The organism is Desmospora profundinema (assembly GCF_031454155.1).
GTDB lineage: Bacteria > Bacillota > Bacilli > Thermoactinomycetales > DSM-45169 > Desmospora > Desmospora profundinema.
Map to the genome: position 1 here is coordinate 74,661 of NZ_JAVDQG010000006.1, position 25,764 is coordinate 100,424.

At 53.3% G+C, this 25,764-nt stretch carries 27 protein-coding genes, 1 tRNA gene and 1 pseudogene; 23 read left to right on the forward strand and 6 right to left on the reverse strand.

Going from position 1 to position 25,764, the window contains the following annotated elements:
* Nucleotides 1-11: 11 nt before the first annotated feature.
* Nucleotides 12-2,219 (reverse strand): annotated as a pseudogene (locus JOE21_RS13260) (glycosyl hydrolase); the annotation flags it as partial.
* A 327-nt stretch (nucleotides 2,220-2,546) separates the two neighbouring features.
* On the opposite strand from JOE21_RS13260, the gene JOE21_RS13265 reads away from it, so the two are divergent.
* From JOE21_RS13265 to JOE21_RS13290, 6 genes are all read left to right on the forward strand, one after another.
* The gene (locus JOE21_RS13265) at nucleotides 2,547-3,941 is read left to right on the forward strand and encodes a GH1 family beta-glucosidase (RefSeq protein WP_309867456.1); all 1,395 of its coding nucleotides are present in this window, start codon (nucleotides 2,547-2,549) and stop codon (nucleotides 3,939-3,941) included.
* A gap of 49 nt (nucleotides 3,942-3,990) precedes the next feature.
* Nucleotides 3,991-5,244, forward strand: coding sequence for an ABC transporter substrate-binding protein (locus JOE21_RS13270; protein WP_309867082.1), 1,254 nt, complete (start codon nucleotides 3,991-3,993; stop codon nucleotides 5,242-5,244).
* Nucleotides 5,245-5,361: 117 nt separating this feature from the next.
* Nucleotides 5,362-6,303 (forward strand): carbohydrate ABC transporter permease, encoded by a 942-nt coding sequence (locus JOE21_RS13275; protein WP_309867459.1) that lies wholly within the window; start codon nucleotides 5,362-5,364, stop codon nucleotides 6,301-6,303.
* The gene (locus JOE21_RS13280) at nucleotides 6,303-7,136 is read left to right on the forward strand and encodes a carbohydrate ABC transporter permease (protein WP_309867086.1); all 834 of its coding nucleotides are present in this window, start codon (nucleotides 6,303-6,305) and stop codon (nucleotides 7,134-7,136) included. The genes JOE21_RS13275 and JOE21_RS13280 overlap by 1 nt, the downstream gene beginning before the upstream one ends.
* 7 nt (nucleotides 7,137-7,143) lie before the next feature.
* On the forward strand, nucleotides 7,144-8,226 hold the full coding sequence (locus JOE21_RS13285; RefSeq protein WP_309867088.1) for a LacI family DNA-binding transcriptional regulator: 1,083 nt from the start codon (nucleotides 7,144-7,146) through the stop codon (nucleotides 8,224-8,226).
* 102 nt (nucleotides 8,227-8,328) lie between these two features.
* Nucleotides 8,329-8,835 carry a DM13 domain-containing protein gene (locus JOE21_RS13290; RefSeq protein WP_309867090.1) on the forward strand — a complete coding sequence of 169 codons (507 nt, stop codon included), beginning with the start codon at nucleotides 8,329-8,331 and terminating at the stop codon, nucleotides 8,833-8,835.
* A 59-nt stretch (nucleotides 8,836-8,894) separates the two neighbouring features.
* Here JOE21_RS13290 and JOE21_RS13295 read toward each other — a convergent pair whose 3' ends face one another.
* Complete coding sequence (locus tag JOE21_RS13295) at nucleotides 8,895-9,128, reverse strand: hypothetical protein (protein ID WP_309867092.1); 234 nt, start codon at nucleotides 9,126-9,128, stop codon at nucleotides 8,895-8,897.
* A 169-nt stretch (nucleotides 9,129-9,297) separates the two neighbouring features.
* On the opposite strand from JOE21_RS13295, the gene JOE21_RS13300 reads away from it, so the two are divergent.
* The 12 genes from JOE21_RS13300 (at nucleotide 9,298) to JOE21_RS13355 (ending at nucleotide 19,022) form a co-directional block, all read left to right on the forward strand.
* Nucleotides 9,298-9,891, forward strand: a complete 594-nt coding sequence (locus tag JOE21_RS13300; RefSeq protein ID WP_309867094.1) for a TetR/AcrR family transcriptional regulator — start codon at nucleotides 9,298-9,300, stop codon at nucleotides 9,889-9,891.
* Nucleotides 9,888-10,829 carry a 1,2-phenylacetyl-CoA epoxidase subunit PaaA gene (paaA, locus tag JOE21_RS13305; protein WP_309867096.1) on the forward strand — a complete coding sequence of 314 codons (942 nt, stop codon included), beginning with the start codon at nucleotides 9,888-9,890 and terminating at the stop codon, nucleotides 10,827-10,829. Before JOE21_RS13300 ends, paaA begins: the two co-directional genes overlap by 4 nt.
* Nucleotides 10,830-10,854: 25 nt before the next feature.
* The gene (locus tag JOE21_RS13310) at nucleotides 10,855-11,235 is read left to right on the forward strand and encodes a 1,2-phenylacetyl-CoA epoxidase subunit PaaB (protein ID WP_309867461.1); all 381 of its coding nucleotides are present in this window, start codon (nucleotides 10,855-10,857) and stop codon (nucleotides 11,233-11,235) included.
* Nucleotides 11,232-12,026, forward strand: a complete 795-nt coding sequence (paaC, locus tag JOE21_RS13315; protein WP_309867098.1) for a 1,2-phenylacetyl-CoA epoxidase subunit PaaC — start codon at nucleotides 11,232-11,234, stop codon at nucleotides 12,024-12,026. Before JOE21_RS13310 ends, paaC begins: the two co-directional genes overlap by 4 nt.
* 13 nt (nucleotides 12,027-12,039) lie before the next feature.
* Nucleotides 12,040-12,513: a 1,2-phenylacetyl-CoA epoxidase subunit PaaD gene (gene paaD / locus JOE21_RS13320; RefSeq protein ID WP_309867101.1), complete on the forward strand. Its 474-nt coding sequence runs from the start codon at nucleotides 12,040-12,042 to the stop codon at nucleotides 12,511-12,513.
* A 34-nt stretch (nucleotides 12,514-12,547) separates the two neighbouring features.
* On the forward strand, nucleotides 12,548-13,864 hold the full coding sequence (locus JOE21_RS13325) for a phenylacetate--CoA ligase family protein (RefSeq protein ID WP_374709376.1): 1,317 nt from the start codon (nucleotides 12,548-12,550) through the stop codon (nucleotides 13,862-13,864).
* A 103-nt stretch (nucleotides 13,865-13,967) separates the two neighbouring features.
* The gene (locus tag JOE21_RS13330; protein WP_309867107.1) at nucleotides 13,968-14,291 is read left to right on the forward strand and encodes an EthD family reductase; all 324 of its coding nucleotides are present in this window, start codon (nucleotides 13,968-13,970) and stop codon (nucleotides 14,289-14,291) included.
* A complete protein-coding gene (locus tag JOE21_RS13335; protein WP_309867111.1) occupies nucleotides 14,288-15,145 on the forward strand; it encodes a 3-hydroxyacyl-CoA dehydrogenase family protein in 858 nt (285 codons plus the stop codon). Before JOE21_RS13330 ends, JOE21_RS13335 begins: the two co-directional genes overlap by 4 nt.
* On the forward strand, nucleotides 15,135-15,860 hold the full coding sequence (locus JOE21_RS13340) for a 3-hydroxyacyl-CoA dehydrogenase family protein (protein WP_309867113.1): 726 nt from the start codon (nucleotides 15,135-15,137) through the stop codon (nucleotides 15,858-15,860). Before JOE21_RS13335 ends, JOE21_RS13340 begins: the two co-directional genes overlap by 11 nt.
* A 15-nt stretch (nucleotides 15,861-15,875) precedes the next feature.
* Complete coding sequence (locus JOE21_RS13345; RefSeq protein ID WP_309867115.1) at nucleotides 15,876-17,087, forward strand: thiolase family protein; 1,212 nt, start codon at nucleotides 15,876-15,878, stop codon at nucleotides 17,085-17,087.
* A gap of 17 nt (nucleotides 17,088-17,104) precedes the next feature.
* Nucleotides 17,105-18,619, forward strand: coding sequence for an aldehyde dehydrogenase family protein (locus tag JOE21_RS13350; RefSeq protein ID WP_309867117.1), 1,515 nt, complete (start codon nucleotides 17,105-17,107; stop codon nucleotides 18,617-18,619).
* 10 nt (nucleotides 18,620-18,629) lie between these two features.
* Nucleotides 18,630-19,022 (forward strand): thioesterase family protein, encoded by a 393-nt coding sequence (locus JOE21_RS13355; protein ID WP_309867119.1) that lies wholly within the window; start codon nucleotides 18,630-18,632, stop codon nucleotides 19,020-19,022.
* A 31-nt stretch (nucleotides 19,023-19,053) separates the two neighbouring features.
* Here JOE21_RS13355 and JOE21_RS13360 read toward each other — a convergent pair whose 3' ends face one another.
* Both JOE21_RS13360 and rraA read right to left on the reverse strand, forming a co-directional pair.
* Nucleotides 19,054-19,404 carry a hydrolase gene (locus JOE21_RS13360; RefSeq protein WP_309867121.1) on the reverse strand — a complete coding sequence of 117 codons (351 nt, stop codon included), beginning with the start codon at nucleotides 19,402-19,404 and terminating at the stop codon, nucleotides 19,054-19,056.
* Nucleotides 19,405-19,599: 195 nt separating this feature from the next.
* Complete coding sequence (rraA, locus tag JOE21_RS13365) at nucleotides 19,600-20,073, reverse strand: ribonuclease E activity regulator RraA (protein WP_309867123.1); 474 nt, start codon at nucleotides 20,071-20,073, stop codon at nucleotides 19,600-19,602.
* A gap of 277 nt (nucleotides 20,074-20,350) precedes the next feature.
* Here rraA and JOE21_RS13370 point away from each other — a divergent pair.
* A tRNA-Leu gene (locus JOE21_RS13370) sits at nucleotides 20,351-20,435 on the forward strand.
* A gap of 584 nt (nucleotides 20,436-21,019) precedes the next feature.
* Here the strand turns inward: JOE21_RS13370 and JOE21_RS13375 are convergent.
* Nucleotides 21,020-21,229: a hypothetical protein gene (locus tag JOE21_RS13375; RefSeq protein ID WP_309867125.1), complete on the reverse strand. Its 210-nt coding sequence runs from the start codon at nucleotides 21,227-21,229 to the stop codon at nucleotides 21,020-21,022.
* A 341-nt stretch (nucleotides 21,230-21,570) separates the two neighbouring features.
* Nucleotides 21,571-21,843, reverse strand: coding sequence for a DoxX family protein (locus tag JOE21_RS13380; protein ID WP_309867127.1), 273 nt, complete (start codon nucleotides 21,841-21,843; stop codon nucleotides 21,571-21,573).
* A gap of 267 nt (nucleotides 21,844-22,110) precedes the next feature.
* Here JOE21_RS13380 and JOE21_RS13385 point away from each other — a divergent pair, with 267 nt between their 5' ends.
* The 4 genes from JOE21_RS13385 (at nucleotide 22,111) to JOE21_RS13400 (ending at nucleotide 25,754) form a co-directional block, all read left to right on the forward strand.
* A complete protein-coding gene (locus JOE21_RS13385; protein ID WP_309867130.1) occupies nucleotides 22,111-23,313 on the forward strand; it encodes a C1 family peptidase in 1,203 nt (400 codons plus the stop codon).
* A 224-nt stretch (nucleotides 23,314-23,537) separates the two neighbouring features.
* Nucleotides 23,538-23,987 carry a protease complex subunit PrcB family protein gene (locus JOE21_RS13390; RefSeq protein WP_309867133.1) on the forward strand — a complete coding sequence of 150 codons (450 nt, stop codon included), beginning with the start codon at nucleotides 23,538-23,540 and terminating at the stop codon, nucleotides 23,985-23,987.
* A 292-nt stretch (nucleotides 23,988-24,279) separates the two neighbouring features.
* A complete protein-coding gene (locus tag JOE21_RS13395; RefSeq protein WP_309867135.1) occupies nucleotides 24,280-25,446 on the forward strand; it encodes a Re/Si-specific NAD(P)(+) transhydrogenase subunit alpha in 1,167 nt (388 codons plus the stop codon).
* Nucleotides 25,447-25,469: 23 nt separating this feature from the next.
* Nucleotides 25,470-25,754 carry an NAD(P) transhydrogenase subunit alpha part 2 gene (locus JOE21_RS13400; protein ID WP_309867138.1) on the forward strand — a complete coding sequence of 95 codons (285 nt, stop codon included), beginning with the start codon at nucleotides 25,470-25,472 and terminating at the stop codon, nucleotides 25,752-25,754.
* Nucleotides 25,755-25,764: the final 10 nt, after the last annotated feature.

Consider the following 25,764-nt stretch of genomic DNA (forward strand, 5'->3'; position numbering starts at 1 on the left):
TGATGGGATCCAAACCCGTTGGCCGGTACGGTAAGCCTGGTTCCGTCGGAGAAGGTGACGGTCTTGGGCTGATCGGTCATATTGTAGGCGACATAGGTCTTTTGGTTCCCCTTCTTAAACACCGCATAGAGGGGGGTGTCTGACGTTACAGTCAAATCGGTGGTGCCGAGGGCGTGTAGATTGTAGATCCAATGGTAGGTATTTGCCTTGGAGTTTCCTTCTTCCGGCTCATGTTCATCTGCCCGGGCTTGGAATTGACGGATGGCGTCCTCGGGATTTTCAATCGCCCGGTACATCCAGATTAAGTCTTCCCAAGCGTCCCAATCGGTGCCGCCGTTTTCACGGACAAGGGCGTCATAATTCTTTTTGGTGTATTCCGGGTATTGGGTTAGATAGAGGGATCCTCCTTGAAAGGGCAGCCAGTTGATCCCGTGGACTTCTTCGGGGTTGTTTGTCCACCATGTGGCATCCCCCACCGTTTTTCCGCCCCAGATCATGCTGGCGGTGGCCCGGGTGAAATCGGGGTGGTTGTTTTCATCATGGACGTCAAACCAATATTCCTGGATGGCGTTCATTTCCGTCGTATACAGGTAGATCCCCAAATCACGGATGGCTTGGTCGTTGGTCGCCTCTCCCCACAGGATCAATCCAGTCCAGGCATTCATCGCTTCCGAGGAGGATTCGTTGTTGTTTCCGTCCCCGAAGCGGGCGTGTCCCGATGCCCAGGAATGGCCGGCATAAGGGTCAAAGTTGCGCAAGAAGGGGAACATCGAATCATTCCGGTCCCCGTTGGCAAAGTCCCGAATCAGGAGTTTCACCATCGACCCCCATCGGGAATCGCTCGCCCATGACGGATCGACACGGGCAACCTCGGCGGCGGCTTGCACAAAATAGCCGTAATGGAAGTGGTGGTCGTTCAATTCATCAGCACTGCCGAAACTGTCAGGGTATCCGATCAGCGTTCCCCAACGGTCGTTATAGTAAAACAAACGGGAATTTTTCAGATTTCCCTGGTCGTCGCTGGCTTTTAAATAGTCTTCCAACCGGGTCTTCAATTCCTGATGAAACTGGTTTGCTGCGTCTGTATTTCCGACCTGCTCGGCGATGGGAGCCAATGTGGCCACTTTACCAAGCCGCTTCCCCATCCAGTACGTATCCTGATTGCCGCTGTAGTTCTCCGAGGCCGCTTCGTCGATATAACGGGACAACGTGGCTTTGTCATAACTGCCGAGATCCGGGAGTGAGGGCAGGACCCCGTGATATTTCATCGTGGTGGTAAAGGATCGGCCTTCCGCCGTCTTCATCGTGCCGCGAACGGAATCGTATGTGTAAGGTAGCAGGGATTGGGATGTGTTTTTCCACTGATGCGGGTACAGGGCGAAAATCGTTCCGGTCTGCGATCCTTCTCTGGCAGTGGTGGTAAACGTAAAAGTGGTCCGCACGGAACTGTCGTCCGGATCGACCGACCAATCGACGCGAGTATCGGTGACATGGGAGTAGGCATACTGTTTGAATTGATCCAAGGTGTCTTCTTTATTGTCGGGTAAAACGGCGATAGAAAAGTAGCTTTTGCCGTTCAGGTGGTTCGTCAACCGGTTGGAACCGATCCCCGACCAGGTGGATCCCGTCGGTCCAAACAACGCATAGTGGCGATTGTTCACCGTGATCCCCAGTACCGGGGAGTTGGCCGATCCCGACCAGATCTGTGGTGCGGAGGCAAATCGCAACACCGGATCACCTCCCGCCAATGTGGCGTAAACGTAAGGAGAGCCATGCCCGTATGTAACCGCCATTTTGTTGGAACCGCTTTCAAAAAGAGAAGTGACAAACCAATCGTTAAAGTCGTCTACCTTGGCATCCGGAAAAGAGGAGACCGCACTGTGAGAGAGGGTGAAATCATTGTCGTCGGTTCCCATCCATCCGCAGATGCAGGCATCATTTGCCGTGATCGCCGGCCCCGGGTAATACACCCGAAATCCGTCGGACTGATTTTGGACCGCCAACGGGTGGGGATATTGACGTTCTGAATATCGATCCCACGCGAGATTGCTCCACCAATCATTGGTGGGCATCTTGCCGGTGATGTTGGAAGTTTGATAGATGGTGTCGGGAGCGTCGGGTGCCCCGGCCGGTTTGGTGGTGGTATAGCTGCCAGATCCCACGGAAACCTCCCCCGGAAAACCCCATACCGGCACAGAAAACAACAGGCTGAACACCATGGTGAAAATAACGGCGCACCCCCCAGCTTGTTTTAGCATCGCTTCTTCCCCCTATCTTTTTTTGGAATCGCTTACATACTAGAGAACAGTGGATAAGCGGGAATGGATTCCCCCTTTCGATTTCTAAACCGATTTCGTCAATGGGGATGATATAATAGTGAGAAATATTTGTCAATATCTTTTTCCAGAGAGGAGGCGAATAGAAAATATCCTTATGAATACTGAACTTTTCATGAGTTATACCTGATGTCTAATTTTTCCGTAAAATTTGTATTGACAGTTTATAAAGGGTTGTGTCATCATTTTTACGAAAGCGGTTTAGTAAAAATGCTTAGGAAGCGGGGGAAGAGAGTGAACCGATACATAGATACGAAGACAACGACATTTCCCGAAAACTTCGTATGGGGGGTGGCAACTTCATCGTTTCAGATCGAGGGGGCGGTAGACCGGGATGGCCGGGGAGAATCCATTTGGGATCGTTTTGGCAAGGTTCCGGGGAAAATTGACAACGGCGACACCGGTGACGTCGCCTGCAGTCACTATGATCGATACCGGGATGATGTTCAGCTGATGAAAGAGTTGTCTGTCCAATCGTATCGCTTTTCGGTCAGTTGGCCGCGGATCTTTCCGGAGGGAAAAGGACGGCCCAATCAAAAAGGCATGGACTTTTACAAATCCTTGGTGGATCAATTGCTTCAAGCAGGAATCACCCCGATGTTGACCTGTTATCACTGGGATCTGCCTCAAGCATTGCAGGAGCGGGGAGGGTGGTTAAACCGGGATACGATCGATCGCTTTTTGGAATATGTGACTCATCTGTATCGCGAGTTGGGGGATGTCGTTCCCTCCTGGATCACCCATAACGAGCCATGGGTGGTATCTTACCTGGGATACGGGAACGGCATACACGCACCGGGAATTCAGGACTTCTCCTCTTCTTTGAAAGCGGCTCACCATTTACTGTTGTCTCACGGGAAAGCGGTTTCAGCCTTCCGACAGCTGGGACCTAAGGATGGGGAAATCGGGATTTCTCTCAATCTGACTTCTTCTTATCCGGCGGATGATTCGGAAGAATGCCGGGATGCAGCACGGAAATGGGACGGTTTTATCAATCGTTGGTATTTGGACCCCCTGTTCAAAGGGAAGTATCCTGCGGATATGGTGGATTACTATGCGGCCGGTGGATGGTTCGGCCCGGATACACCTGAGGAAGAGATGGATGCCATTTCTCAACCGATTGATTTTCTGGGAATCAACTATTATTCGAGGGCGACCCTCCGTCCGGGCGATTCCGGTGATCCGGCCTGTTTGGGAGTGGAGCATGTTTCCACGGGTCGACCCGTCACCGCGATGGGATGGGAGATCGATCCGCAGGGGCTGTATGATTTGTTGAAGCGCCTTCGCCGAGACTACGGGGAGACTCCCATTATCATTACAGAAAATGGGGCCGCTTTTGAGGATCAACGAAAGGAGGATGATACGATCCAAGATGAAAGTCGGGTACGGTATATCCATGATCATTTGAAGGCATGCCACCGGGCGCTGGCGGACCAAGTTCCGCTGAAGGGGTATTATGCTTGGTCGTTCATGGACAATTTCGAATGGGCGTTCGGATACCAAAAGCGGTTCGGGTTGGTCCATGTCGATTATGAAACTCAAAAACGAACGCCCAAAAACAGCGCCTGGTGGTATAAGCAGGTGATGGAGAACAACGGGGTTTAAAAAACTGCTTGGTTCATGATCAGCCAGAACGAAACCGGAGGGGAAAAAAATGAAAAAGTGGTTTGCTATAGCGGTGTGTGCCGCCCTGGTTATGGCCATATCCGCCTGCTCACCGGGTGCGGGTGACGGAAAAGTCCAGCTCACTTTCTGGGTTTTCGGGAGTACGGGTTATGACAAGTTGGTTGAGGAGTATATGAAAGAAAATCCCGACGTGAAGATCAAAATCAGCACCTATGAATTTGGAGATCACCACAATAACCTGTTTACGGCTCTTTCTACCGGGAGCGGGGCCCCGGATCTGGCGATGGTGGAAGTGGGGCAGATCGACCGGTACCGCGATGCCCAGGATAAATTTCACAACCTGTACGACTATGGCGCGGCTGATGTGAAAGAGGAATACCTGGATTGGAAGTGGCGCATCGGGGAAAGCGCGGACGGGGAATTCCTGTTCGGATTGCCGACGGATATCGGGCCGACGGCGATGTACTACCGCAAAGATGTGTTTGAAGAAGCCGGTCTTCCGTCCGATCCCAAAAGTGTTTCAGAATTGACGGAAACCTGGGACAAATTTGAGGAGACAGCGAAAACGATCGTCAAAAAAACAGGCAAGCCCATGACGGACAACATAGAGATCACCTATAACGCACGCCTAAACCAGTTTCCGGAACAGTATTTTAACGAGGACGAGGAGTTGATCATCGAAGATTCTCCCTATGCCAAACAGGCCTATGATCATGCGGTCCAGATGATTCAACAAGGCCTGGTCGGAAGTTACGAACTTTGGTCGCCGGAGTGGGGGGCGGCGATGAACAAGGGCGAATACGCCGCATTGTTGGGGCCTTCCTGGATGCAGGGTGTGATTAAAGGAAACGCGCCCGGGTCTTTTAAATGGTTAATCGCCCCCACGCCGGAAGGAGCGGGGAATTGGGGAGGCTCTTACATCACGATACCCAAACAGACGTCCCACCCCGAAGAAGCGTATCGATTTGCTGAATGGCTGGTCTCCCCGGACAATCAGTATCAATCGTTCAAAGGCAAGGGACTGTTTCCATCCGCTCCTGCCGTGTATGAGCGGGACGATTTCAAGGAAACCGCAGATGAATACTTTGGTGGAATTCAAACCGCCCAGTTGTTCGCCGAAGCGGCAGAGCAAGTGAAACCGGTATATACCGGGAAAAACTACCTCGTCGTCCAAGAAGAAATCGTCAAAGCGTTGACCAACGTACAGAAAAAGAAGGCCGACCCGGAAAAGGAATGGAAAGCCGCGGTCAAACGGATCAAAGGGCAACTGGACAAACAGTGAAAACATGAAGGAAGGAAATCAGGCCCTTCCATCCGATGTCCGTGGTCCGGTGCACCGGATGGAAGGGCCGCTCTTTCTCTTTAACCAGTACGATAGGTAGGAGGGGTGACCCCGTTGATTACGCTTGAAAAAAAGAGACCATCGCCTCCCTTGGGAGTGAAGGGGAGATGGTGGACGGAAAAAAGAAAAAACGCGTTTTCGGGTTATCTGTTTATCTTGCCGTTTTTCCTATTATTCGCCGTGTTTGGCTTGTTTCCGATCCTGTTCAGCTTTCAGTTGGCCTTTTTTAAATGGGACGGTTTAAATGAGAAGGTCTTTGTCGGCTGGGAGAATTTCCAACTGATCCTGAATGATGCCCTGTTCTGGAAATCCCTCTACAACACGTTCTTGATCGGGATAATGGGGACGTTGCCGCAGTTGATCGTGGCACTGGTTTTGGCCAGCGCGCTAAATTCCAGGATGGTTCGGTATCGGCATCTGTTCCGTGTCGCTTATTTTCTCCCGTTTGTCACCTCGATCGTGGCGGTTTCCGTTATTTTTAGCATTATTTTCAGCAGCAATCCCGCCGGTTTGGCCAATGTTCTGCTCAGCTGGGTGGGGATTTCCCCGATCCATTGGGATACATCGGAATGGGGGGTAAAGATCGCCATCTCCGTCATGGTGTTTTGGCGGTGGGTGGGCTATAACACCATCATTTACTTAGCGGGGTTGCAAAGCATCCCTCGTGAATTGTATGAAGCCGCTAAAATCGATGGGGCATCGGTATTGCAGCAATGGAGGCATATCACCCTCCCGATGCTGAAGCCCGTGGTGATTTTCACCGTGTTTTTGTCTACGATCGGATCCTTGCAACTTTTTACGGAGCCGCTTGTCTTCATGGGCAGAAACCTCCGGGAAGAAGGGATGACGGTGGTGCTCTATCTCTACCGGGATGCTTTTAATCAATTTGCCTTTGGCACGGCATCCGCCACCGCTGTAGTCCTGTTTATCATTATCGCGGCTTTTTCAGTCCTGAATGTTTTGCTTGCCAACCGGATCGGCAAAGGAGGGGGATTGTGATGAAAGCGGCCACTCGTATCGGGTTGAAGACCGGTCTTTATCTGGTGTTGTCCGTCGGCGCTGTCTTGTCGTTGTTTCCGTTCTACTGGATGTTTATCATGTCCACTCAGCCCAATCACGTTTTCAATCAGGTTCCGCCCGCCCTGTTGCCGGGTAAAGAGTTAATCTCCAATTTTATGAACGTGTTGGTCAACATCGATTTTTTTCAAGCGATGCTGAACTCCCTGATTGTTTCCCTATCCATCACGGTCGGGGTGTTGTTTTTCTGTTCGTTGGCGGGTTTTGCTTTCGCCAAATTGCATTTTCCGGGGAAACGGTTTCTGTTTTTCTTCATCCTGATGACGATGATGATTCCCCCGCAATTGGGCCTCATCCCCCAATACTACATCATGACTCAACTGGGCTGGATCAATGAATTAAAGGCGGTGATCGTACCCGGTTTGATCCACGCTTTCGGGATTTTTTGGATGAGGCAGTATATCAAGGAGACCATTCCCGATGAGATGATCGAAGCGGCCAAGATCGATGGGTGCTCCAATTTTCGGATCTATTGGAACATCGTCGTCCCTTCGACACTGCCCGCTTTTGCCACATTGGGAATTATCGCGTTCATGGGGGCGTGGAACGATTTTCTCTGGCCCCTGACCGTGTTGAAAGATCCGTCTGCGCAGACGATCCAGGTTGCGATTCGCACCCTCTATGATGCTTATGTCAAAGACTATGGTATGATAGTATCGGGAACATTCTGGGCGACGGTCCCGCTGATTGTGGTGTTCCTCGCCTTCAACAAGCTGTTTATTTCCAGCTTGACGGAAGGATCGGTAAAATCCTGACCACCAAATGATCGCAAGGGAAGGACCTGCCATGAAATACACGATCAAAGACATTGCAAAAATGGCCGGCGTTTCGCCCTCCACCGTGTCAAAAATATTAAACAATTACCATGACATCGGCGAAGACACCAAAAAAGCGGTGTTGGAGGTGATGGAAAAGACGGGGTACCGTCCTTCCTATTCGGCGAAGGCGTTGGCGACCAAAAAATCGAACATTATCGGGGTCATCTACGCCGGCAAGATCAACGCGGATTTCAACCACCCTTTCTTTGTGGATGTCATAAACGCGTTCAAAAAAAACATCGGCGAATTCGGTTATGACCTGTTGTTTTTCTCCAATGAAAAGTTTGCGTCGTCTAAGGGGGATTATTTATCCCGTTGCCGACACTATCAGATAGATGGCTGTATCATTATCAATGGGGACGACATCGAAGCTTCCATCGATGAATTGGACCACAGTGAAATCCCCTGTATCGGCGTGGACCTTCCACTGTCCGGAAAGACTTCGGGGTATGTCACCACGGATAACTATCAAGTTTCCGCCAAAGTGGTGGAACATTTTTATCTTCTGGGTTGTCGGGAGATCGCGTATATTGCCGGAAATCCTAAATCCGTGGTTTCCAATCTGCGGACGGAAGGCCTGGAACGGGCCATGCAAAAATTCGGCATTCCTTTCCGTGAAGAATGGGTGGTCCATGGCGATTATTTTGAAGAGAGCGGCTATGAGGCGATGAAAAAACTGCTGTCGCATGGGGAGGTCCCCCAAGCGTTGTTTGCGGCATCCGATTTAATGGCCCTCGGGGCGATCCGGGCGATCAAGGAAGAGGGATTGCGCATTCCGGAAGATATCGCCGTGGTCGGCTGTGATGACATCGATGCGGCGCGACTGGTGGATCCACCTCTGTCCACGGTGAAACAAGATAAAGAGAAAATCGGCAAATTGGCCGCCTATATGCTCCGGGACCTGATGGATAAACGAACCGATTCCTGTTCGATCCTGGTGGAACCGGAACTGATTGTCCGGCAGTCTTGCGGTGCAAAGTCCCGTGATGGTTCCAACCGGGTTCCCGTGCGGCAGACAGGCCCGTAACGATATTCCAAGACATCCGCTTGTATAATCCATCCATTTTCGATATAGACCGTGTGGAATCACAGGTGTAAAATATCCACACAACCATAAGGGAGGAGCAACATGAACAAGCGATGGTGGATCATAGGACTGGTGGTAGTCCTGCTGGCGGGAGCCTGGTATCTGTTCAGGCCGGAGAAGGCATTCATCGATGAGCGGGTGAACGAGGATTTTCCGGATGTGACCCTGGGTGCGGACAATCGGGATGAAGACGAGGAGAAGCCGCGTTTGCTGGCGCAAGGAGAGTTTTATGATGTGGCCAAGAGCGCCGAAGGAAAAGCGAGCATCTATGAGTTGGAAGACGGGAGCCGCACGTTGCGTCTGACCGACTTTGAAACCTCCAACGGTCCCGATGTGCATGTGGTGTTGGTCGATCAACTAAATGCCGCGGACAATGAGACCGTAAAAAATGCGGAACTAGTTTATCTGGGAAAACTGAAAGGCAACAAGGGGGATCAAAACTACGAGATTCCCGAAGATGTGGATCTAAACAGCTTTCCTACTGTCTCCATCTGGTGTAAACGGTTTGCGGAGAACTTTGGGGCGGCATCGTTAACGTATACGGAGTAAAAAAAGAGACACCCTTGGATAAGAGGATCCGAGGGTGTCTTTCGCATTTGAAAAAGGGGTTACTCTCCTCCTCCGCCTCCGCTGTCTCCGCCGCCGCAGGAGTGATCGCCACCCCCGCCGAACCAGCCGCTGGAACCGGAATCCCCGCAGGAATTGGAGTGTCCCATGCTTCCGGAATGGGTATCGGCCGGTGAGGAAGAGACGTGGTGTTTTCCTTCTTTCTTCTTATCGGTTACAGCGACAAACAGGAGAATAACCAGACCAAAGCAGACTACCAATAAAATGGCCGTCACGGGAAGTCATCACCTCCGATGGGGAGATATGAATAGCACGAACCGTATGGACAAAGGTTCCTGCTTTTTTATAGAACGATTGTTGTCAGAGGATTGACAATGGTTGAGAAAGTCCGATACAATTAAAACAAGCAAGCGCTTGTTAAAGATAGATACAGAGGAGAGAGCCATGCCCCGAACCGGACGAAAAGAGAAAATTTTGGAGCAGGCCAGCCGGCTGTTCCGCACCAAGGGGTATCACGCTACGACCATCCGGGACATCTCTGAAGCCAGCGGGATGTTATCCGGCAGTTTGTATGCCCATATCCAGTCCAAGGAAGATCTGTTGTTTGAGATCACCGACCGCGGGGCGGAACGGTTTCTGTCCAGTCTGGCGCCGATTGTGGACAGTGATGCCCCGCCTGAGGAAAAAGTGCGGCGTGCGCTGGCGGTACATATGCGAGTGATCGCCGATAACCTGGAGGCGGCAACGGTTTTTTTTCATGAATGGAAAGCGCTTTCAGACGAGCGTCGGGCCGTTATCCAGGCGAAACGGGACGAATACGAAGGGATGTGGGCACGGCTGCTGGCAGAAGGACGTCGGCAGGGACGGTTTCAGATGGTGGATGAAAAGTCGGCCCGCCTGCTGATCCTGTCTGCGGCCAACGGTGTCTATCAGTGGTACGCCCCGGACGGGGAGTGGTCGGCGGAACAAGTGGCGGAGCGGTTTGCCCGTCTGTTGTTGGATGGATTGGTCACCGGAGAGAGGAGCGAAGGAAAATGACGGATGCGGAACGCCACGCCCGGTTTATGGAACGATTGGAGCGGGGGGAGAAGATCGAGGCGACGGATTGGATGCCCGACGAGTATCGCAAGCTGCTCCTCAAATTGATCCACATGCACGCAATCAGTGAGATCATGGGGGCGCTGCCGGAAAAAGAGTGGGTTCCCAAAGCACCGACACTGAAGCGGAAACTGGCGATTATGGCCAAGGTGCAGGACGAGATGGGTCATGGGCAGCTGCTCTTGCGTGTGGCCGAAGATTTGGCCGCTCCTTTGGGTAAAACGCGGGAGGATCTGGTGACGGATGTGATCCGGGGGCGGGTCAAATTCCATAACGTCTTTCACATGCCTGCCCCCACTTGGGCGGATGCCGGCGTAATCGGCTGGCTGGTGGATGGGGCGGCGATTATCAACCAAGCGGCGCTGCTCCATACCTCTTACGGCCCCTATGCCCGGGTCTTAAAACGGATTTGTGCGGAAGAGAGCTTCCATATGCAACACGGGGAGAACATCATCCTGGCATTGGCGGGCGGAACCGATGAACAGCGGGCGATGCTGCAGGATGCGGTGAATCGCTGGTGGGAGTCGTTGTTGTTCTTCTTTGGGCCGGTGGAGGTGACGTCATCCGCCCAACGCATGATCCAGTACAAAATCCGGACGAAAACCAACGAAGAGTTGCGCCAACAGTTCTTCCAAAAATATGTTCCCCGCATTTGGTCACTGGGTCTGACAATCCCCGATCCGGATCTGCGGTACGACGAAGCGGAAGGAAAGTGGCACTTCACCCCGCCGGATTGGAAAAAGTGGGGTCATATCGTTCAAAACAACGACGGACCCCAATCGCAGGAGCGGGTGGCCTTGCGCCGTTTTGCCCATGAAGAGCAGCAGTGGGTGCGGGAAGCGATGGTTCGCGCGGGCCGAAAATCGCTGGCGGTCTAAGGAAAGGGGGAGCCTGGTGCCGGATATGACAGAAACGAAGAAACCGCTGGAATATGACGTATTTGAAGTGTTTGTCCAGAAAACCCATGCCGACTCTCATATCCATGTGGGAAGTGTGGTGGCACCTTCTCCGGATGTGGCCTTGCACACGGCACGGGAGAATTTCCTTCGGCGCGATCCGGCGGTCAACCTTTGGATCGTGCCCCGTAACCATGTCTACTCCACCCCCTATGAGGATTCGGACTTCTTTGCCAGGGAAATGGACCGGAAGTACCGGGAGGTGGGCGGATACGCGGAAAACGGCCGCTTGTGGAAAATGTACCGGGAGCGGGCCATTAAACTGGAGGAAATCGTGCAAGACCTGCATGGTGACCGAGGCCGGGAACGGAAGGAGGGGGAAGGGTGAAGGTAGAATCGGCGGAACAAGCCCAAGCGGATTCTCATTATCGTCTGGCACTGGTGGAACTATTGACACAGTTGGCTGATGATGAACTGTGCCTCGGTCACCGCGATTCCGAGTGGCTGGGGCTGGCCCCGGACATTGAGGAGGATGTGGCATTCAGCTCCATCGCCCAGGACGAGGTGGGCCATGCGGTCTTCTTTTACGAACGGTTACATGAGCTGGGAGAAGCGGAGCCGGATGATCTGGCGTTTCTCCGTCCGGCATCGGAACGGAAAAATGCGATCCTGGTGGAGGGTCCCAACGGCGATTGGGCGATGACCATCACGCGCCATTTCCTGTATGACACTTTTGACGCGGTGCGGATCGAGGCAGCGGAACAATCGGGATATGTTCCGCTAGCCCAGGGAGCGGCTAAAATTCGTCGGGAGGAGCGCTACCATCAGATGCATCTGCATCTATGGTTTACCCGTCTGCTGTCGGCGGGTGGGGAAGCACGGGAACGGATGGAACGGGCTGTCCGCCATTGGTGGCCCCGAATGGGAGATCTCTTTTCACTCGGGCATCGGGAAGCGGAGATGGTTCGTCTGGGGATTCTCCCTTGGGGATCGGAGGAGATGCGCCGCCGGTGGGAAGAGCGGATCCGTCCCGCTTTTCTGGAGAATGGCTTGCCGTGGCCCGGCGAGTGGCGCATCGAGGGGGCTGACGGTCGTCAGGGGGAACATACCGGTGACTTGGTGGCGTTAATCCGCACCATGTCCGAGGTGAAGGAGACGGATCCCGCCGCCCGTTGGTAAAGGAGGAGACCCCATGATGACGACAACGGGAATGAAACGGCTATGGTTGGCGCTGGAGAATGTGAAGGATCCCGAGATCCCGTCGGTCAGCATCGTCGAGCTGGGAATGGTCAATGCCGTCGAAGAGGAAGGAGGCGGACGGGTTCGTGTGTCTCTCACACCCACTTTTGTCGGTTGCCCCGCTCTGGACCTGATTGCCGATTCGGTAAGGGGACAATTGACAGACTTGGAGGGCGTGGAAGGGGTGGAAGTCGCTTATGTCATGGATCCGCCGTGGACCAGCGACCGCATTACGCCCCAAGGACGGCGCAAGCTGCAGGAGTTTGGGATTGCTCCGCCCCCGTCCTGTCTGGAAGTGGCGCCGGACTGTCCCTTCTGCGGGGCGGGAGGAGGGGAAGTACACAACTTGTTCGGACCGACGGCATGCCGAGCTATTTTTTATTGTAAGCGCTGTCATCAGCCGTTTGAAGGCATGAAACCGGTTTGAAAAAAGAGGAGGAATGTGCAGGGAGGGATCCACTTTGTTTCAACGAGACCTGGAAACCCTGGATCGGACCCGGCTGGAAGCGCTGCAGGGAGAACGATTAAAAAAAACAGTGGAACGGGTGTACCATCTGGTTCCATTTTACCGACAGCAGCTAGACCGAGCAGGGGTGAAACCGGATTCGATCCAGCATGTGGACGATGTACGTCGGTTGCCTTTTACCACCAAGGCGGACCTGAGGGAACAGTATCCCTTTGGCCTGTTTGCCGTGGAGCAGGAGGAGGTGGCGCGGATTCATGCTTCCTCCGGGACCAGAGGGAAACCGACAGTGGTGGGCTATACGAAGGGAGATTTGGAACGCTGGGCGGAGGTGTGTGCCCGGGCGATCGTTACCGCCGGCGGCCGACCGGGGGATGTTTTTCACAATGCATACGGGTACGGCTTGTTTACAGGGGGGCTCGGCATGCATGAGGGAGCCCAACGCCTGGGAATGACAGTGATCCCGGTCTCTGGAGGCAACCGCAGCCGCCAGATCACCCTGATCCGGGATTTTCAACCTCGGGGAATCGCCGGCACTCCTTCTTTCATCTTAAGCCTGGGAGAGGCGATGATCGAGTCGGGGCATGATCCGCGGAAGATGAAGCTCTCCTATGGGATATTCGGGGCGGAGCCCTGGTCCGAAGCCATGCGGACCGCCTTGGAGGAGATGTGGGGAATCGATGCGCTGGACATCTATGGATTGTCTGAGGTGATTGGACCAGGGGTGTCGATGGAATGCCGCGAGGGAAAAGACGGGCTGCATATCGCAGAAGACCATTTTCTGGCGGAGGTGGTGGATCCGGAAACCGGAGAGTCCCTGCCGGAAGGGGAGGCAGGGGAATTGGTTTTCACGTCCCTCACGAAGGAAGCGTTCCCTGTCTTGCGTTACCGGACGGGGGACATCGCCCCCCTCACCCGGGAGCGGTGCCGTTGCGGTCGTACCCATGCGCGGATGTCCCGTATCAAGGGCAGATTGGACGACATGCTCATTATTCGCGGGGTGAACATATTCCCGTCAGAGGTGGAAAGTGTGGTGGTACAGGTGGAGGAGCTCTCTCCCCATTACCAGGTGGTGCTTACCCGCACAGGAGCGATGGATGGACTAACCCTGGAGGTGGAAGTCTCTCCGGACTGGCTGGACCGGCAAGGCGGAATGTTCGATCCCCTCCAGGAAAATAGCCGTCGCCTTCATGACCGGATCCAAGGGCGCCTGAAAGAGGCCTTGGGTATTTCGGCAGAGGTGGCGCTAAAATCCCCCCGCACCTTGCCCCGCAGTGAGGGGAAAGCGGTCCGGCTGGTGGATCGTCGTCACTAGTATCCCTTCTAACTTTGTATAGACCGTTTTTTCGAGGAGGGGGTACCAACTCAGTCGATTCATCCGAATCCTCATCCATAACCCAAGAAAGGAACGATGCGTCATGGTAAAACTGATCGCGTTGTACCGTCATCCGGAAGATCCCGCCGCTTTTGACAAGCACTATCAAGAGGTGCACACTCCCTTGGTGGAAAAGATGCCGGGGTTGAAAAAGCTGGAAGTGACCCGGATGAAAGGAGCTCCGACGGGGGGAGAGGCAAAGTACTACCTGGAAGCGGCCATGTATTTTGAGAATGAAGAAAGTTTGCAAGCGGCCATGAATTCGCCGGAAGGACGTGCTTCTGCCAAAGATCTGATGGGTTTTGCCGGTCCGCTGGTCACCATGATGATCGGGGAAGTGGCGCAAGTGGCCGAGATCCACGGATGAAACCGATGGAACGGGCGGCAGTGCTGGGCGCCGGCACGATGGGTGCCGGAATCGCCCAGTTTTTAGCCGCCAAAGGGGTGGAGGTGACACTCCGGGACATCGACGAGGAACCGCTGGAAAAAGGGCTGGACGTCATCCGCCGACAATTGCAACGACAAGTGGACAGGGGGCGGATGGCATCGTCGGATGTGGATACGATTCTCTCCCGGATTCATCCCGCCACCGATCTGGATTGTCTCGCGCCGGTGGAGTGGGTGATCGAGGCGGTGGTGGAACGACTGTCCGTCAAACAAGCCCTGTTTCAGGATGTGGAACAGGTAGTGGGCCGGGAAGCGGTGCTGGCCACCAACACCTCTTCTCTGTCGGTGACGGCAATTGCATCCGTGCTGCAAAATCCGGAACGCTTTCTCGGACTCCACTTTTTTAATCCGGCTCCGGTCATGCCGCTGGTGGAAGTGGTAAGCGGGGAACGGACCGATCCGGCGGCGGCGAATCGTGCCGTGGAGTGGCTTCGCCGTTTGGGAAAAACCCCGATACAGGTGGCGGACACGCCCGGATTTCTGGTCAATCGGGTGGCTCGCCCCTTTCACACCGAGCCGTACCGCCTCGTCTCCACCGGTGTGGCCGATAAAGCCCAGGTGGATCGGATCCTGCGGTCCGCCGGTTTTCCTATGGGTCCCTTTGAACTGCAGGACCTGATCGGCATCGACATCAACCTAGCGGCATCGGAAGCGGTTTATGAAGGTTTCTATCACGATCCCCGCTTTCGCCCGCATCCGGGACAGCGCAAGATGGTGGAAAGCGGTTCTCTCGGCCGCAAGGTGAAAAGGGGGCACTTTACCCATGAGTCATAATGTCTGGTTGCTGGGGGAAGGCCCTTTGGCGGAGACGGCGGGGATGGTTCTGAGGAAACGCGGCGTCTCCGTCTGGGAAGGAAATACTCCGAATGGGGAAGCGGTGGATGCGGTCATCGATGTGAGCTTTTCGGGGGAAAACGGGGATCGCAAGCACGCCTTGCTTGCCCATGCGGAGTCTCGGGTACGGCCGGATATCCCCATCTTTACCTCCTGTCTGGACACCTGGGCGACCCGGACTGCTGCCTGGCTGAAAAAACCGGAACGCGTGGCGGGTTTTTCGCCGCTGGAGCTGGCGGAAGGGGATATCGTCGAGGTGAGCCGTCCCCTGCAGGCGCAGGATGAAACGGCATGGGAAGGACAGGTGCGCTTGTGGGAGAACTGGGGAAAACGGGTGGAGATTGTCGGTGATGAGCCGGGTCTCGTTTTTCCTCGCATTCTCTCCCTGATGGTAAATGAGGCGGCGCATCTGCTGGGGGAAGGCGGAGCCACCGCTGCGGATATCGATACAGGGATGAAACAGGGAACCAACCATCCCCGCGGCCCGTTGGAGTGGGCGGACCGCGTCGGGGTGGACCAGATCGCCGCCATCCTGGAGGGACTTCAGCAAGCTTTTGGTGAGGACCGCTATCGCCCGGCTCCCCTGATTCGCAAGATGGTGTGGGCCGGCCGCTTTGGAGTTCGCTCCGGCCGGGGGTTTCACCACTATGAATGAAGGGGGGGAGAGTCCATGCGAAAAACGGTGATTGTCGACGCGGTACGCACCCCGATCGGACGACACCGGGGAAGGTTGGCGGCGGTGCGACCGGATGATCTGGGAGCGACGGTAATCCGGGCTTTGTTGGAACGGAATCCTTCCGTTTCATCGGAGCAGGTGGAGGATGTGGTGTTGGGCTGCGCCAACCAAGCGGGGGAGGATAACCGCAATGTGGCCCGCATGTCAGCTTTGTTGGCGGAACTGCCGGAATCGACAGCAGGGGTGACGGTGAACCGGCTGTGCGGCTCCGGATTGGAAGCGGTCAACCAGGCGACGGCGGCCCTGCTGATGGGAAATGGGGAGATCGCCATTGCCGGCGGAGTGGAAAGCATGTCGCGGGCTCCCTTGGTGATGCTGAAACCGGAGGAATCGCTTCCCAGGGGAAATCGCGAACTGGTGGACACCACCTTGGGGTGGCGCTTCGTCAATCCGCGGCTGGCTGAGCGATACGAGCCCATCTCCATGGGGGAAACTGCCGAAAACGTGGCTCAAGACTGCCGTATCTCCCGGGAAGAGCAGGATGCCTTCGCCTTGGAAAGTCAGCGGCGGGCGAAAGCGGCATGGGAGCGGGGCGTGTTTACCGACGAAGTGGTTCCCGTCTACGTACTGCAGCGCCGAGGGGAACCCGTCTTCATGGACCGGGATGAGCACCTCCGGCCGGAAACCACTTTGGAGAAGTTGGCTTCGTTGCAACCGGCCTTCCGGGAGGGGGGAACCGTTACCGCGGGCAACAGCTCCGGCATCAACGACGGTGCCGCTGCGCTGTTGTTGGCAGAAGGGGAGACGGCGGAGCGGTTGAGTCTAAAGCCGCTGGCTGTGGTGCGGGGATTTGCCGTGGCCGGATGTGATCCCCAACGGATGGGATTGGGGCCCATTTTCGCCGTACGAAAGCTGCTGCAACGGACCGGGCTGACTGTGAGCGACCTGGATCTGGTGGAATTAAACGAAGCCTTTGCCGCCCAGGCGCTGGCCTGCATCACGGAACTCGGTTTGAACCCCGAGCGGGTGAATGTCCACGGCGGTGCCATCGCCTTGGGCCATCCCCTGGGCGCCAGCGGCGCCCGAATCTTGACGACGTTGGTCCATGAGTTGAAGCGACGCGGAGGCCGTTACGGAGTGGCTGCGATGTGTATCGGTGTCGGTCAGGGAATCGCCACCTTGGTGGAAAACGTCCAATCGAGATAGAGGAGAGGAGAGGGATCATGGGAACCCAGCTGGAAAAGCAAACAATCGGTGTCTACTATAAGGAGAAGTATCCCCTTTTTATCAATGGAGAGCATGTGCAGGGGTCTGATGGAGAATGGTTTGAAACCTACAACCCGGCAACCGGGGAGACGGTTGCGCAAGTGGCCGCCGCTTCCAAGGAAGACGTGGACCGTGCGGTGGAAGCCGCTCGCAACGCACTGGAAAAGAGCAAGTGGGCCAAATGGCCGGCCTCCCGCCGCGGACAGATCCTGAACAAGATGGCGGGTCTGATGCGGGAACGGTTTGCGGATCTGGTGAAATTGGAAGTACTCAACAGCGGTAAAGCTTATTCCGCCGCTCAGGGACAAGTGCACCAGGCGATTGAAGATTTCGAGTTTTACGCAGGATCGATCCATACCTTGTCTGGGGATACCAAGCCGGTTCCCAATGGGTTTCTCAATTATACCCGTAAAGAGCCGGTAGGGGTTTGTGCCCAGATTATCCCGTGGAACTATCCGCTGATGATGGCGGCTTGGAAGATCGCCCCCGCCCTGGCCGCCGGTTGCACCATCGTGTTGAAGCCGGCCAGCTTAACACCGCTTACCACTTATGCATTGGTGGAAATCGGACAGGAAGCGGGTCTGCCGCCAGGCGTCCTCAATGTGGTGACCGGCAGTGGTTCCACCATCGGTGCGTATCTGGTGGAACACCCCGGAGTGGACAAGGTAGCCTTCACAGGGGAGACCGGTACCGGTAAAGACATTATGAAGACCGCTTCTGAAACCTTGAAACGGGTGACGCTGGAATTGGGCGGAAAATCACCCAGCATGGTGTTTGAGGATGCAGATCTGGATGCCGCTGTCGATGGTTCCGTTTTCGGCATCTACTACAATACGGGAATGTCCTGCGAGGCCCGCTCCCGCCTGTTTGTCCATGAATCCATCTATGAAACATTCGTCGAGCGATTTGTGGAAAAAACAAAAAAACTGAAACTGGGGGACACCTTCAGCAAAGAGACCCATGTAGGAGCCGTGATCTCTCAAAGCCAATGGGATGTGATCGACTCCTATGTGAAACTGGCGGAGAAAGAAGGGGCCCGGGTGCTCTACGGCGGCGGTCGCCCGGAGGGAGAGGCTTTCACCGACGGCTACTGGTATCAGCCGACAGTGATCGTCGATGTGACTAACGATATGCGGGTGGCTCAGGAAGAGATCTTTGGTCCGGTCGTGGTGATCATGAAATTTAACGATGAAAAAGAAGTGATCCGTCAGGCAAACGATTCTATCTACGGGTTGGCAGCCGCGGTATGGACGCGTGACTTTGGGCGGGCCAATCGGGTGGCGGCCCAGATCAAGGCGGGCACCGTCATGGTGAACAACCCCTTCTCCGCCATGCCGGGACTTCCCTTCGGCGGGTACAAACAGTCCGGATTCGGCCGGGAGTTATGTTTGGAGACGCTGGATTTGTACACTGAGACCAAGAGCGTCAATGCGTACATCGGCCCCAAACCCCTCAATCCCTTTGGTGTGTGAGGATGGACCGATGAAGGAGGGCTTATGCCAGGGCCACCGGGAAGCGATGCAAATCACCGTCACCCCCGAGATGACGGCGTCTTTTGGCGGGGAAGAAGTGCATCCCACGTTATCCACTGTTACCATGGTGTATTACATGGAGTGGGTGGGGCGCAAAATCATCCTCCCGTTCCTGGAAGAGGGGGAGGAGGGCGTAGGTGGCTCCATCTCTGTTCGTCACCTGGCCCCTGCTCCGGTGGGAAAAACAGTCACCTTTATCGCGGAGGCGGTGCGGGTGACATCCAGTCAGGTCCTTTGCCATGTCCGGGCGGAGCACGATAAAGCGATTGTGGGAGAAGGCAGCTTCCTGCAAGTGATTCTGCCGCAACAAACCATTCGGGACCGGATCGAACAGATGCGATAACGAAGGGGACGGCGAAGCTGTCCCTTATTCTTTATTCCCTTTCGATATTGCCGTCCCTGTCCAGCAGTCCCAGTGCTTCCATTTCTCGCTTGGTCTTTGGTGTACCCAACTGATACACCATTTCATACAGTTGACGCAAGGTCCGGTCATATCCTTCATTTTCCCGGTTTTCGTCGGGGGACAGGTATGGGATATGGGCATCCCAAAACGTTTCCATGTCTTCAACGGAACTATTGCCGATCAGGTTGTTCAGTTTTTGCACCTCTTCCTCGGACGCCTCAATCTCAAATTCATATGAGGAAGCATCTGGGTCTTGTAAAAGCTCGCCCATGATTTCGCCTGAATGGATGGAAACGTAATATTTGCTGCGATGGTGATCCATGAAATTAATCCCCCGATTCCCGTTCCTTATCGATTTTGTATATATTAAAATGGCATTCCACGGTACGGTTTATGCAAAGACGGATTGTGTGATAATGAAACGGCAACATTCTCCAACGAATGTTTGAAAAGAAACAACAAACAAGGCCCGAGTGAACGGCTCACCCGGACCTTGTTTGTTGTTTTTTTTGGAGATTTACGTCAATGGACGCTTGGCGACGATCACACCGTCTTCATCGGCGTATACGTAGTGTCCGGGTATCCAGGTGGTCCCTCCAAACTGGACGGGGATGTCCCGTTCTCCCTTTCCTTCTTTGATGCTTTTCAGAGGCATGGGTGCGAGGGCGAGGATACCCAGGTCCATGGTGGCCAGATCAGCGCTATCCCTGACACAACCGTAAATGATGACCCCGCTCAGGCCTCGCTCTACCCCGATCGCTGCCAAGCGATCTCCCATCAGGGCGCATCGACGGGAACCGCCGCCGTCCACCACCAGAACGGTACCTGCCGGCACCGTCTCTAAGGCTTGCCGAACGAGAACATTGTCCTCCCATACCCGGACAGTGGCGATGGGTCCCGAAAAAGAGCGTTTACGTCCAAATGAAGTAAATATCGGTTCGCAAATGTCCAACTCTTCGCTATATTGGTCGCATAAATCCGTTGTTCGCATGCCGGTCTCCTTTCGATAGGGGGATGTTCCGATGATACGAAATAAAGTGCCTGCGGTGCAAGGGGAATAAGAGAATGAATCGGTTTTTTTCAAAAACGTTGCATAAAACAGAACGGGCTAAACAGTCGGGCTGCGTGCTTTTTTTATTTTACCTGTTGACATCAAGCTCCATGCGTTATAAAATGGCTATTGTCACGGACGAACCCAATATGATTCTGATCGTTACAAAACATGATCATAACAGGCATTTTACAGGATCCATTTGTTGATATATCAAGCCGAAGTGGCGGAATTGGCAGACGCGCACGACTCAAAATCGTGTTCCTTCGGGAGTGTGGGTTCGAGTCCCACCTTCGGTACCAAAAATTGTTATAAAGACGAGGATTCAGACGCTATATAGGCGCTGAATCCTCGTCTTTTTTGCGCTAAAAAACAGTGCACAGGGTCCTTGCATGCTAGAAATTCTGCTTTAGGGCGTGTCTGGTCATTCAAGTTTTTATGATGTTATGGTAAGGACGGTATAGCTGGCTGTGATTCTTTGCACTCACAGAGCACAAGTCTCGCCTAGTCGCTTCACTCCGGTCTCGTTATGCGTTTTTTGCAAGAGATTGAAGACGGTCACGCCGATTCTTCCCTCCTCGCAATCGGTTTATCAGACACGCCCTAGTACTACAGTTGTACTTATAAGAGCAGGCGCAGATGTGAGAAGGGAGGGTGGTGGGATGGCTGCGATCCTTTGCACTCACAGAGCACAAGTCTCGCCTGGGTCACTTCGTTCCCGGTCTCGCTATGCGCTTTTTGCAAGAGATCGAAGACAGCCCACCAGCCCGACCAACCCACGTTGATATACACTCTTCTTACAAATGTAACTGTAGTGCTAGAGCAAACACAGGAAACAAAAAAATGGAGAACAAGCGGGCTCATGTTCTCCATTCCCTTTTTGTCTTTATCGTTTCTTTTCTTTCTCCATTCGTCTCGGCCTGCCTTCAATTGTTGTCACTTCTTGAGAAGGCGCTCCGTTGTAAGCCATATCCATCGCTTCCGCTTCTGTTTTAGGGATGTCGCCATCCCGCCCGTATTGATCCAGATGCGAGGGATGACTGCGATTGTTGGGGGAATTTCTGGCGCGACGCGGATGTTCATTTTGGTTAGACATGATCGTGCCTCCTTTGACGAACCGTCATCCATATTGTTTTAAAAAAATGAACCGGTTATGCAACGGGGGTCACATCTCTGCAAGAATACCCTGAACACTTCTTGTTCATCTTCCGGATCGGAAAAAAACGCCGCACGGGTTAAGTCATTTCACCTATTGCTGAACATCCGGGAGAATGCGGTCCCGTATACTTCTTCTTATGATAAAAACAGCGATGATCAGGCAAAGGAACGCAGGAATAGCGGTTGCCGCGGATTGATCGGCTGAAATAAATGAGTATAGATCGCACCCAGCATCAGGACGATCAACACCGCAGAAGAGCCTACAGCGAGCCGGCGATTTCAGAAGGCGCCTACGAATCCCGCTGCTATTATCAATTCAACAAGCCCAACAACGGTCATCGACCACATCGGGTATTGATATTGCTGCCAATGTTCGACCTGAAACGGAACGCGAAACAATTTGATAAGACCGCCCAACATCATAAAAATCGCCAGCATGATAAATGCGTCTGCGGCGACAGTCGGGTTTCGATATCGATCCGCCTCGCTGTACTGACGTACAACCCCTTTTTTGGTTTGACCATCCGACTGCAAAATCTCAAGCGCTGTCACCTGCGCGGAGGCTCCCCCTTTCAGCTTCCATGTACGAAGGAATCCTTGTCAGCTATTCGATATGTTATTGAGTGTATGAAATAATATTATTAAAATAAAAAATATTTGACAAATATTTATATTGGGAATATAGTGGGCTTGTCTATGAATTTTATTCCTTAATTAGTAGGGTGTTCCTATATATCGGAACATCTTCTACTTATACGGGACGTCGACAGACGCATGTATGACCATTTCAAAAGATGGAGAAGGGGATGAGTGTACAAGGTGAAAAAGTGGTTGCTGTTTCTACTCAGCTGTTTAGTCGTATTGACGATGAGTATTCCCAATGGTTCAGCTACTGTAGACGCTAAGGGGGAAAAGCCCTTTGACCCCGATGATTTTTCGACCTATGGACTGGGGTTGAACGATGGACTAACAAATAAAAATGTAGAGGAATACAAAGCCCCCCAACGGTACCTAACCGAGAAAGAATGGAAAAAATCAGGTGCATTCGACCGAAAGAATCGCAAACTCCTTCCCGAACAGGTGGATCTTCGCCCATATTTTCCTGCTGTTCGAAGCCAGGGGCGATTCGGTACGTGTGTGCCTTTTGCAGCAGCAGGGTTAAGAGAATACTATATTGGGAGAGATACCCGAGCGCGAGGAAGCGAGATCACCTATCTTTCTCCGCTCTATATCTACCATCCCAGGGGACCGCAGGACGGGATGACACTGGATGCGGCATTTCGTGTGATGGAACGGAGAGGCGTAACACCGGAAACCGAACGGCCGTATGATCTGAATCCTGAAAATACTCAGCAATTTGATGAACCTTTGACCACTCTGCAGAATAAAAATGCTGTCCCCTACAAGCTTCGAAATTACCAGGTCATCTGGCGATCCAATATGGTGGAACAGATCAAACAAGCACTGGCGAACGGAGACCCTGTCATGGTGGGGATTCAGGTGTATCCCAACTTCGACGCCACCCCTCCATCGGGTATTGTGCCCCCTGTGAAAGAAAAGAAGTCCCGGGGTGGACATGCGTTGGTTGTGGTCGGATATGATGAAGAAAAGAAATGGTTTATCATGCGGAACAGCTGGGGTGACCGCTTTGGTGATCATGGGTACGCCTATATGCACTATGATACCTTGATGGAGATGAGCAATGGTTTCGGCTTTGTAGCCAGCCCCTACAGCCGCCAGTATCCTCCTCAAGGCGTGAAGGTGTCTGTCTCTTCCGCCGATTCCACCCATGTTCATTTTCAAGTTTCCGCTCTTGACGCCCAGGAATATGAACTGTACCGGGACAATCAATTGGTCAAAACCTTTACCGGTTCGACCGTTACGGATGAAAACTTGGACCCGGAGAGTGACTATACGTATTACATCGTAGCCAAAAATCAAAGGGGGGAGACGAGAAGTCAGTCAGTGAAAATAACGACAAAGGTTGGTATCAAACCAGTAGAACTACAAAAAGCAGGTTAATGAAACAGGGGGTCATATTTCAACATGACCCCCTGTTTTTTGTGTGAATAACAAGAGAATCATTGGTTTTTCATCGGTATATCCACTGTCTCACGAAAATGAATTTTTTGATATATTTAAAAATTGGTTTAAAAAAACAAAAAATTAACAAAAACCCTATTGCCTTTTATGAAAATCCAAAATACAATAGACTTGTAAAATAAAGACATTAAAGGGGAGAGATCATGAAACGTCAAATTTCTGCTTTTCAACTGTTTTTTTGTAGTCTGTTGGCGGTCGTACTGTTCCTTTCCACCACAACGATGGCCCATGCGGAAATTTCGAACCAGTCGGAAGTTCCTTTTGTAGTAGAATCCCTTGATTCTCTGCCGGATGATGTTTACAACCAAATGGAAGAGATGCGATTCCAACCATACAGTGGAATCGAAGTGGTCCCGAAGGAAGATCGAACCTATATCATTCTCTCTCTCGGTCTCCGTCCATCAACCGGATACGAAATTATGGTGAACCGAGTGGTTCAAGATGGGGATCATATCCTGGTATGGGCCACTGAGATCCCGCCTTCCGACGATGAGGTTGTTTTACCGGTTCTGACTTCTCCTGTAAAAGTGATTTCGATTCCTCCATCTCTGGGGGAAGCCTCTGAACTGGATATGAAGATTCATGTGAAATAGAAACCAGAAGGTTTGTGTGATTCCAATTTTTTGATAAGGGCAACCATCCTCTGGAAGAACGGCCACTGGTCTATCTGATAGAATGAGCGGGGAACCTTGTTCTTCGCTCATTTTATTTTTGTCGGTACGGTTGGGGGATTGGACAGCCCATAAGGCGGATATCGACCGGAGGGGAAATAATCTGTTGTATAATAGATTCAATCTGTTATACTATAGACTAACTTTCGGAGAAGATGTATGGTGATGACCGGTGGGTGAACAAAAAAACGATTCAATCGGAGGTGGGGGAGCGTTGACACTGAAAATTGCGGTTCCCAAAGAGATTACACACGATGAAAACCGTGTGGCACTGGTTCCCCGAGACGCCGAACGGCTGACCCGATCCGGAATGGAGGTTTTCGTTGAGAGCGGTGCCGGACTGGGTGCCGATTACACGGACGGGGACTATGAGAAAGCAGGGGCTACTGTGGTGCCGAATGCATCCGACTTATACGGGGTAGCCGATGTGATCCTGAAAGTACAGAAGCCGACGGAGACAGAGGCGTCGGGGCATGAGTCAGAGATGATGCGGCAGGGAGCGGTCCTGATCGCTCTGTTGGATCCGTTGCGCAATCCGTCCCTGGTATCCCGATTGGCAGACTGTAAGCTGACCAGCTTCAGTATGGATATGGTGCCCCGCATCACGCGGAGTCAGGAGATGGATGCATTATCCTCACAGAGTACGGTAGCAGGTTATAAAGCGGTGTTGATGGCAGCCAACCGGTTAGGTCGAATGATGCCGATGATGGTAACGGCGGCCGGATCGATCATTCCCGCCAAGGTGTTGGTGCTGGGGGCGGGTGTTGCCGGTTTGCAGGCGATTGCCACAGCACGCCGGTTAGGAGCTGTCGTGAAGGGTTTTGATGTACGGGCTGCAGCCAAAGAACAGGTGGAAAGCCTCGGTGCGGAATTTATCGATGAACACTTGCAGGAGGATGCCGAGGCAGAAGGAGGATATGCACGGGAATTGTCCGGTGACCAGCAAGAGCGAAACCGTCAGGTGATTCACCGGCATGTGCAGGAATCGGACATCGTCATCACCACAGCCCTGATTCCAGGCAGACCGGCCCCGCTGCTGGTAACCAAAGAGATGGTTGGCGACATGAAACAGGGAGCCGTGCTGGTCGATCTCGCTGCGGAAACGGGAGGGAACTGCGAGTTGACGGAACCGGGGGAGATCGTACAAACGGATAAAGGCGTCTCCCTGATTGGGCTGACCAACTTGCCGGCCACCGTTCCGGTACATGCCTCCGAGATGTACTCCCGCAACATCAGCAAGTTGTTGGGGCTGATGGTACAAGACAATCAATGGTCCCCCGATTATGAGGACGAAATCCTAGATGCCACCTGCATCACCCGCGAAGGGGAAATTGTCCACTCCCGGATTAAGGAACAGTTCCGGGATCAGGCGGCAACCTGACAAAGGAAAGGGGAGAATTGCAAATGACCGAGATTCCGGTCTTCGGACTGTATATTTTTGTTTTGGCCATGTTTGTCGGTTTTGAAGTGATCACCAAAGTGCCTCCGACGTTACACACGCCGTTGATGTCCGGATCCAATGCCATCTCCGGAATCGCCATCATTGGTGCCATACTGGTTGCGGGGCAGGCGGAGGGAACGCTTCAGACAACGTTGGGCCTGTTGGCTGTCATCCTGGCTACGATCAATGTGGTGGGCGGTTTTCTGGTGACGGATCGAATGCTGCGGATGTTCAGGAAAAAATCTTGAAATGATGACA

What these genes read in the sequence shown, in the direction of transcription:
- JOE21_RS13280 (WP_309867086.1), top strand. Translation starts at nt 6,303, where the DNA reads ATGAAAGCGGCCACTCGTATCGGGTTGAAGACCGGTCTTTATCTGGTG.
- JOE21_RS13265 (WP_309867456.1), top strand. Translation starts at nt 2,547, where the DNA reads ATGCTTAGGAAGCGGGGGAAGAGAGTGAACCGATACATAGATACGAAG.
- JOE21_RS13355 (WP_309867119.1), top strand. Translation starts at nt 18,630, where the DNA reads ATGAAGGAGGGCTTATGCCAGGGCCACCGGGAAGCGATGCAAATCACC.
- JOE21_RS13290 (WP_309867090.1), top strand. Translation starts at nt 8,329, where the DNA reads ATGAACAAGCGATGGTGGATCATAGGACTGGTGGTAGTCCTGCTGGCG.
- JOE21_RS13310 (WP_309867461.1), top strand. Translation starts at nt 10,855, where the DNA reads ATGACAGAAACGAAGAAACCGCTGGAATATGACGTATTTGAAGTGTTT.
- JOE21_RS13285 (WP_309867088.1), top strand. Translation starts at nt 7,144, where the DNA reads ATGATCGCAAGGGAAGGACCTGCCATGAAATACACGATCAAAGACATT.
- JOE21_RS13390 (WP_309867133.1), top strand. Translation starts at nt 23,538, where the DNA reads ATGAAACGTCAAATTTCTGCTTTTCAACTGTTTTTTTGTAGTCTGTTG.
- JOE21_RS13300 (WP_309867094.1), top strand. Translation starts at nt 9,298, where the DNA reads ATGCCCCGAACCGGACGAAAAGAGAAAATTTTGGAGCAGGCCAGCCGG.
- JOE21_RS13350 (WP_309867117.1), top strand. Translation starts at nt 17,105, where the DNA reads ATGGGAACCCAGCTGGAAAAGCAAACAATCGGTGTCTACTATAAGGAG.
- JOE21_RS13330 (WP_309867107.1), top strand. Translation starts at nt 13,968, where the DNA reads ATGGTAAAACTGATCGCGTTGTACCGTCATCCGGAAGATCCCGCCGCT.
- JOE21_RS13335 (WP_309867111.1), top strand. Translation starts at nt 14,288, where the DNA reads ATGAAACCGATGGAACGGGCGGCAGTGCTGGGCGCCGGCACGATGGGT.
- JOE21_RS13400 (WP_309867138.1), top strand. Translation starts at nt 25,470, where the DNA reads ATGACCGAGATTCCGGTCTTCGGACTGTATATTTTTGTTTTGGCCATG.
- paaD (WP_309867101.1), top strand. Translation starts at nt 12,040, where the DNA reads ATGATGACGACAACGGGAATGAAACGGCTATGGTTGGCGCTGGAGAAT.
- paaA (WP_309867096.1), top strand. Translation starts at nt 9,888, where the DNA reads ATGACGGATGCGGAACGCCACGCCCGGTTTATGGAACGATTGGAGCGG.
- JOE21_RS13345 (WP_309867115.1), top strand. Translation starts at nt 15,876, where the DNA reads ATGCGAAAAACGGTGATTGTCGACGCGGTACGCACCCCGATCGGACGA.
- JOE21_RS13360 (WP_309867121.1), bottom strand. Translation starts at nt 19,404, where the DNA reads ATGGATCACCATCGCAGCAAATATTACGTTTCCATCCATTCAGGCGAA.
- JOE21_RS13270 (WP_309867082.1), top strand. Translation starts at nt 3,991, where the DNA reads ATGAAAAAGTGGTTTGCTATAGCGGTGTGTGCCGCCCTGGTTATGGCC.
- JOE21_RS13340 (WP_309867113.1), top strand. Translation starts at nt 15,135, where the DNA reads ATGAGTCATAATGTCTGGTTGCTGGGGGAAGGCCCTTTGGCGGAGACG.
- JOE21_RS13375 (WP_309867125.1), bottom strand. Translation starts at nt 21,229, where the DNA reads ATGTCTAACCAAAATGAACATCCGCGTCGCGCCAGAAATTCCCCCAAC.
- rraA (WP_309867123.1), bottom strand. Translation starts at nt 20,073, where the DNA reads ATGCGAACAACGGATTTATGCGACCAATATAGCGAAGAGTTGGACATT.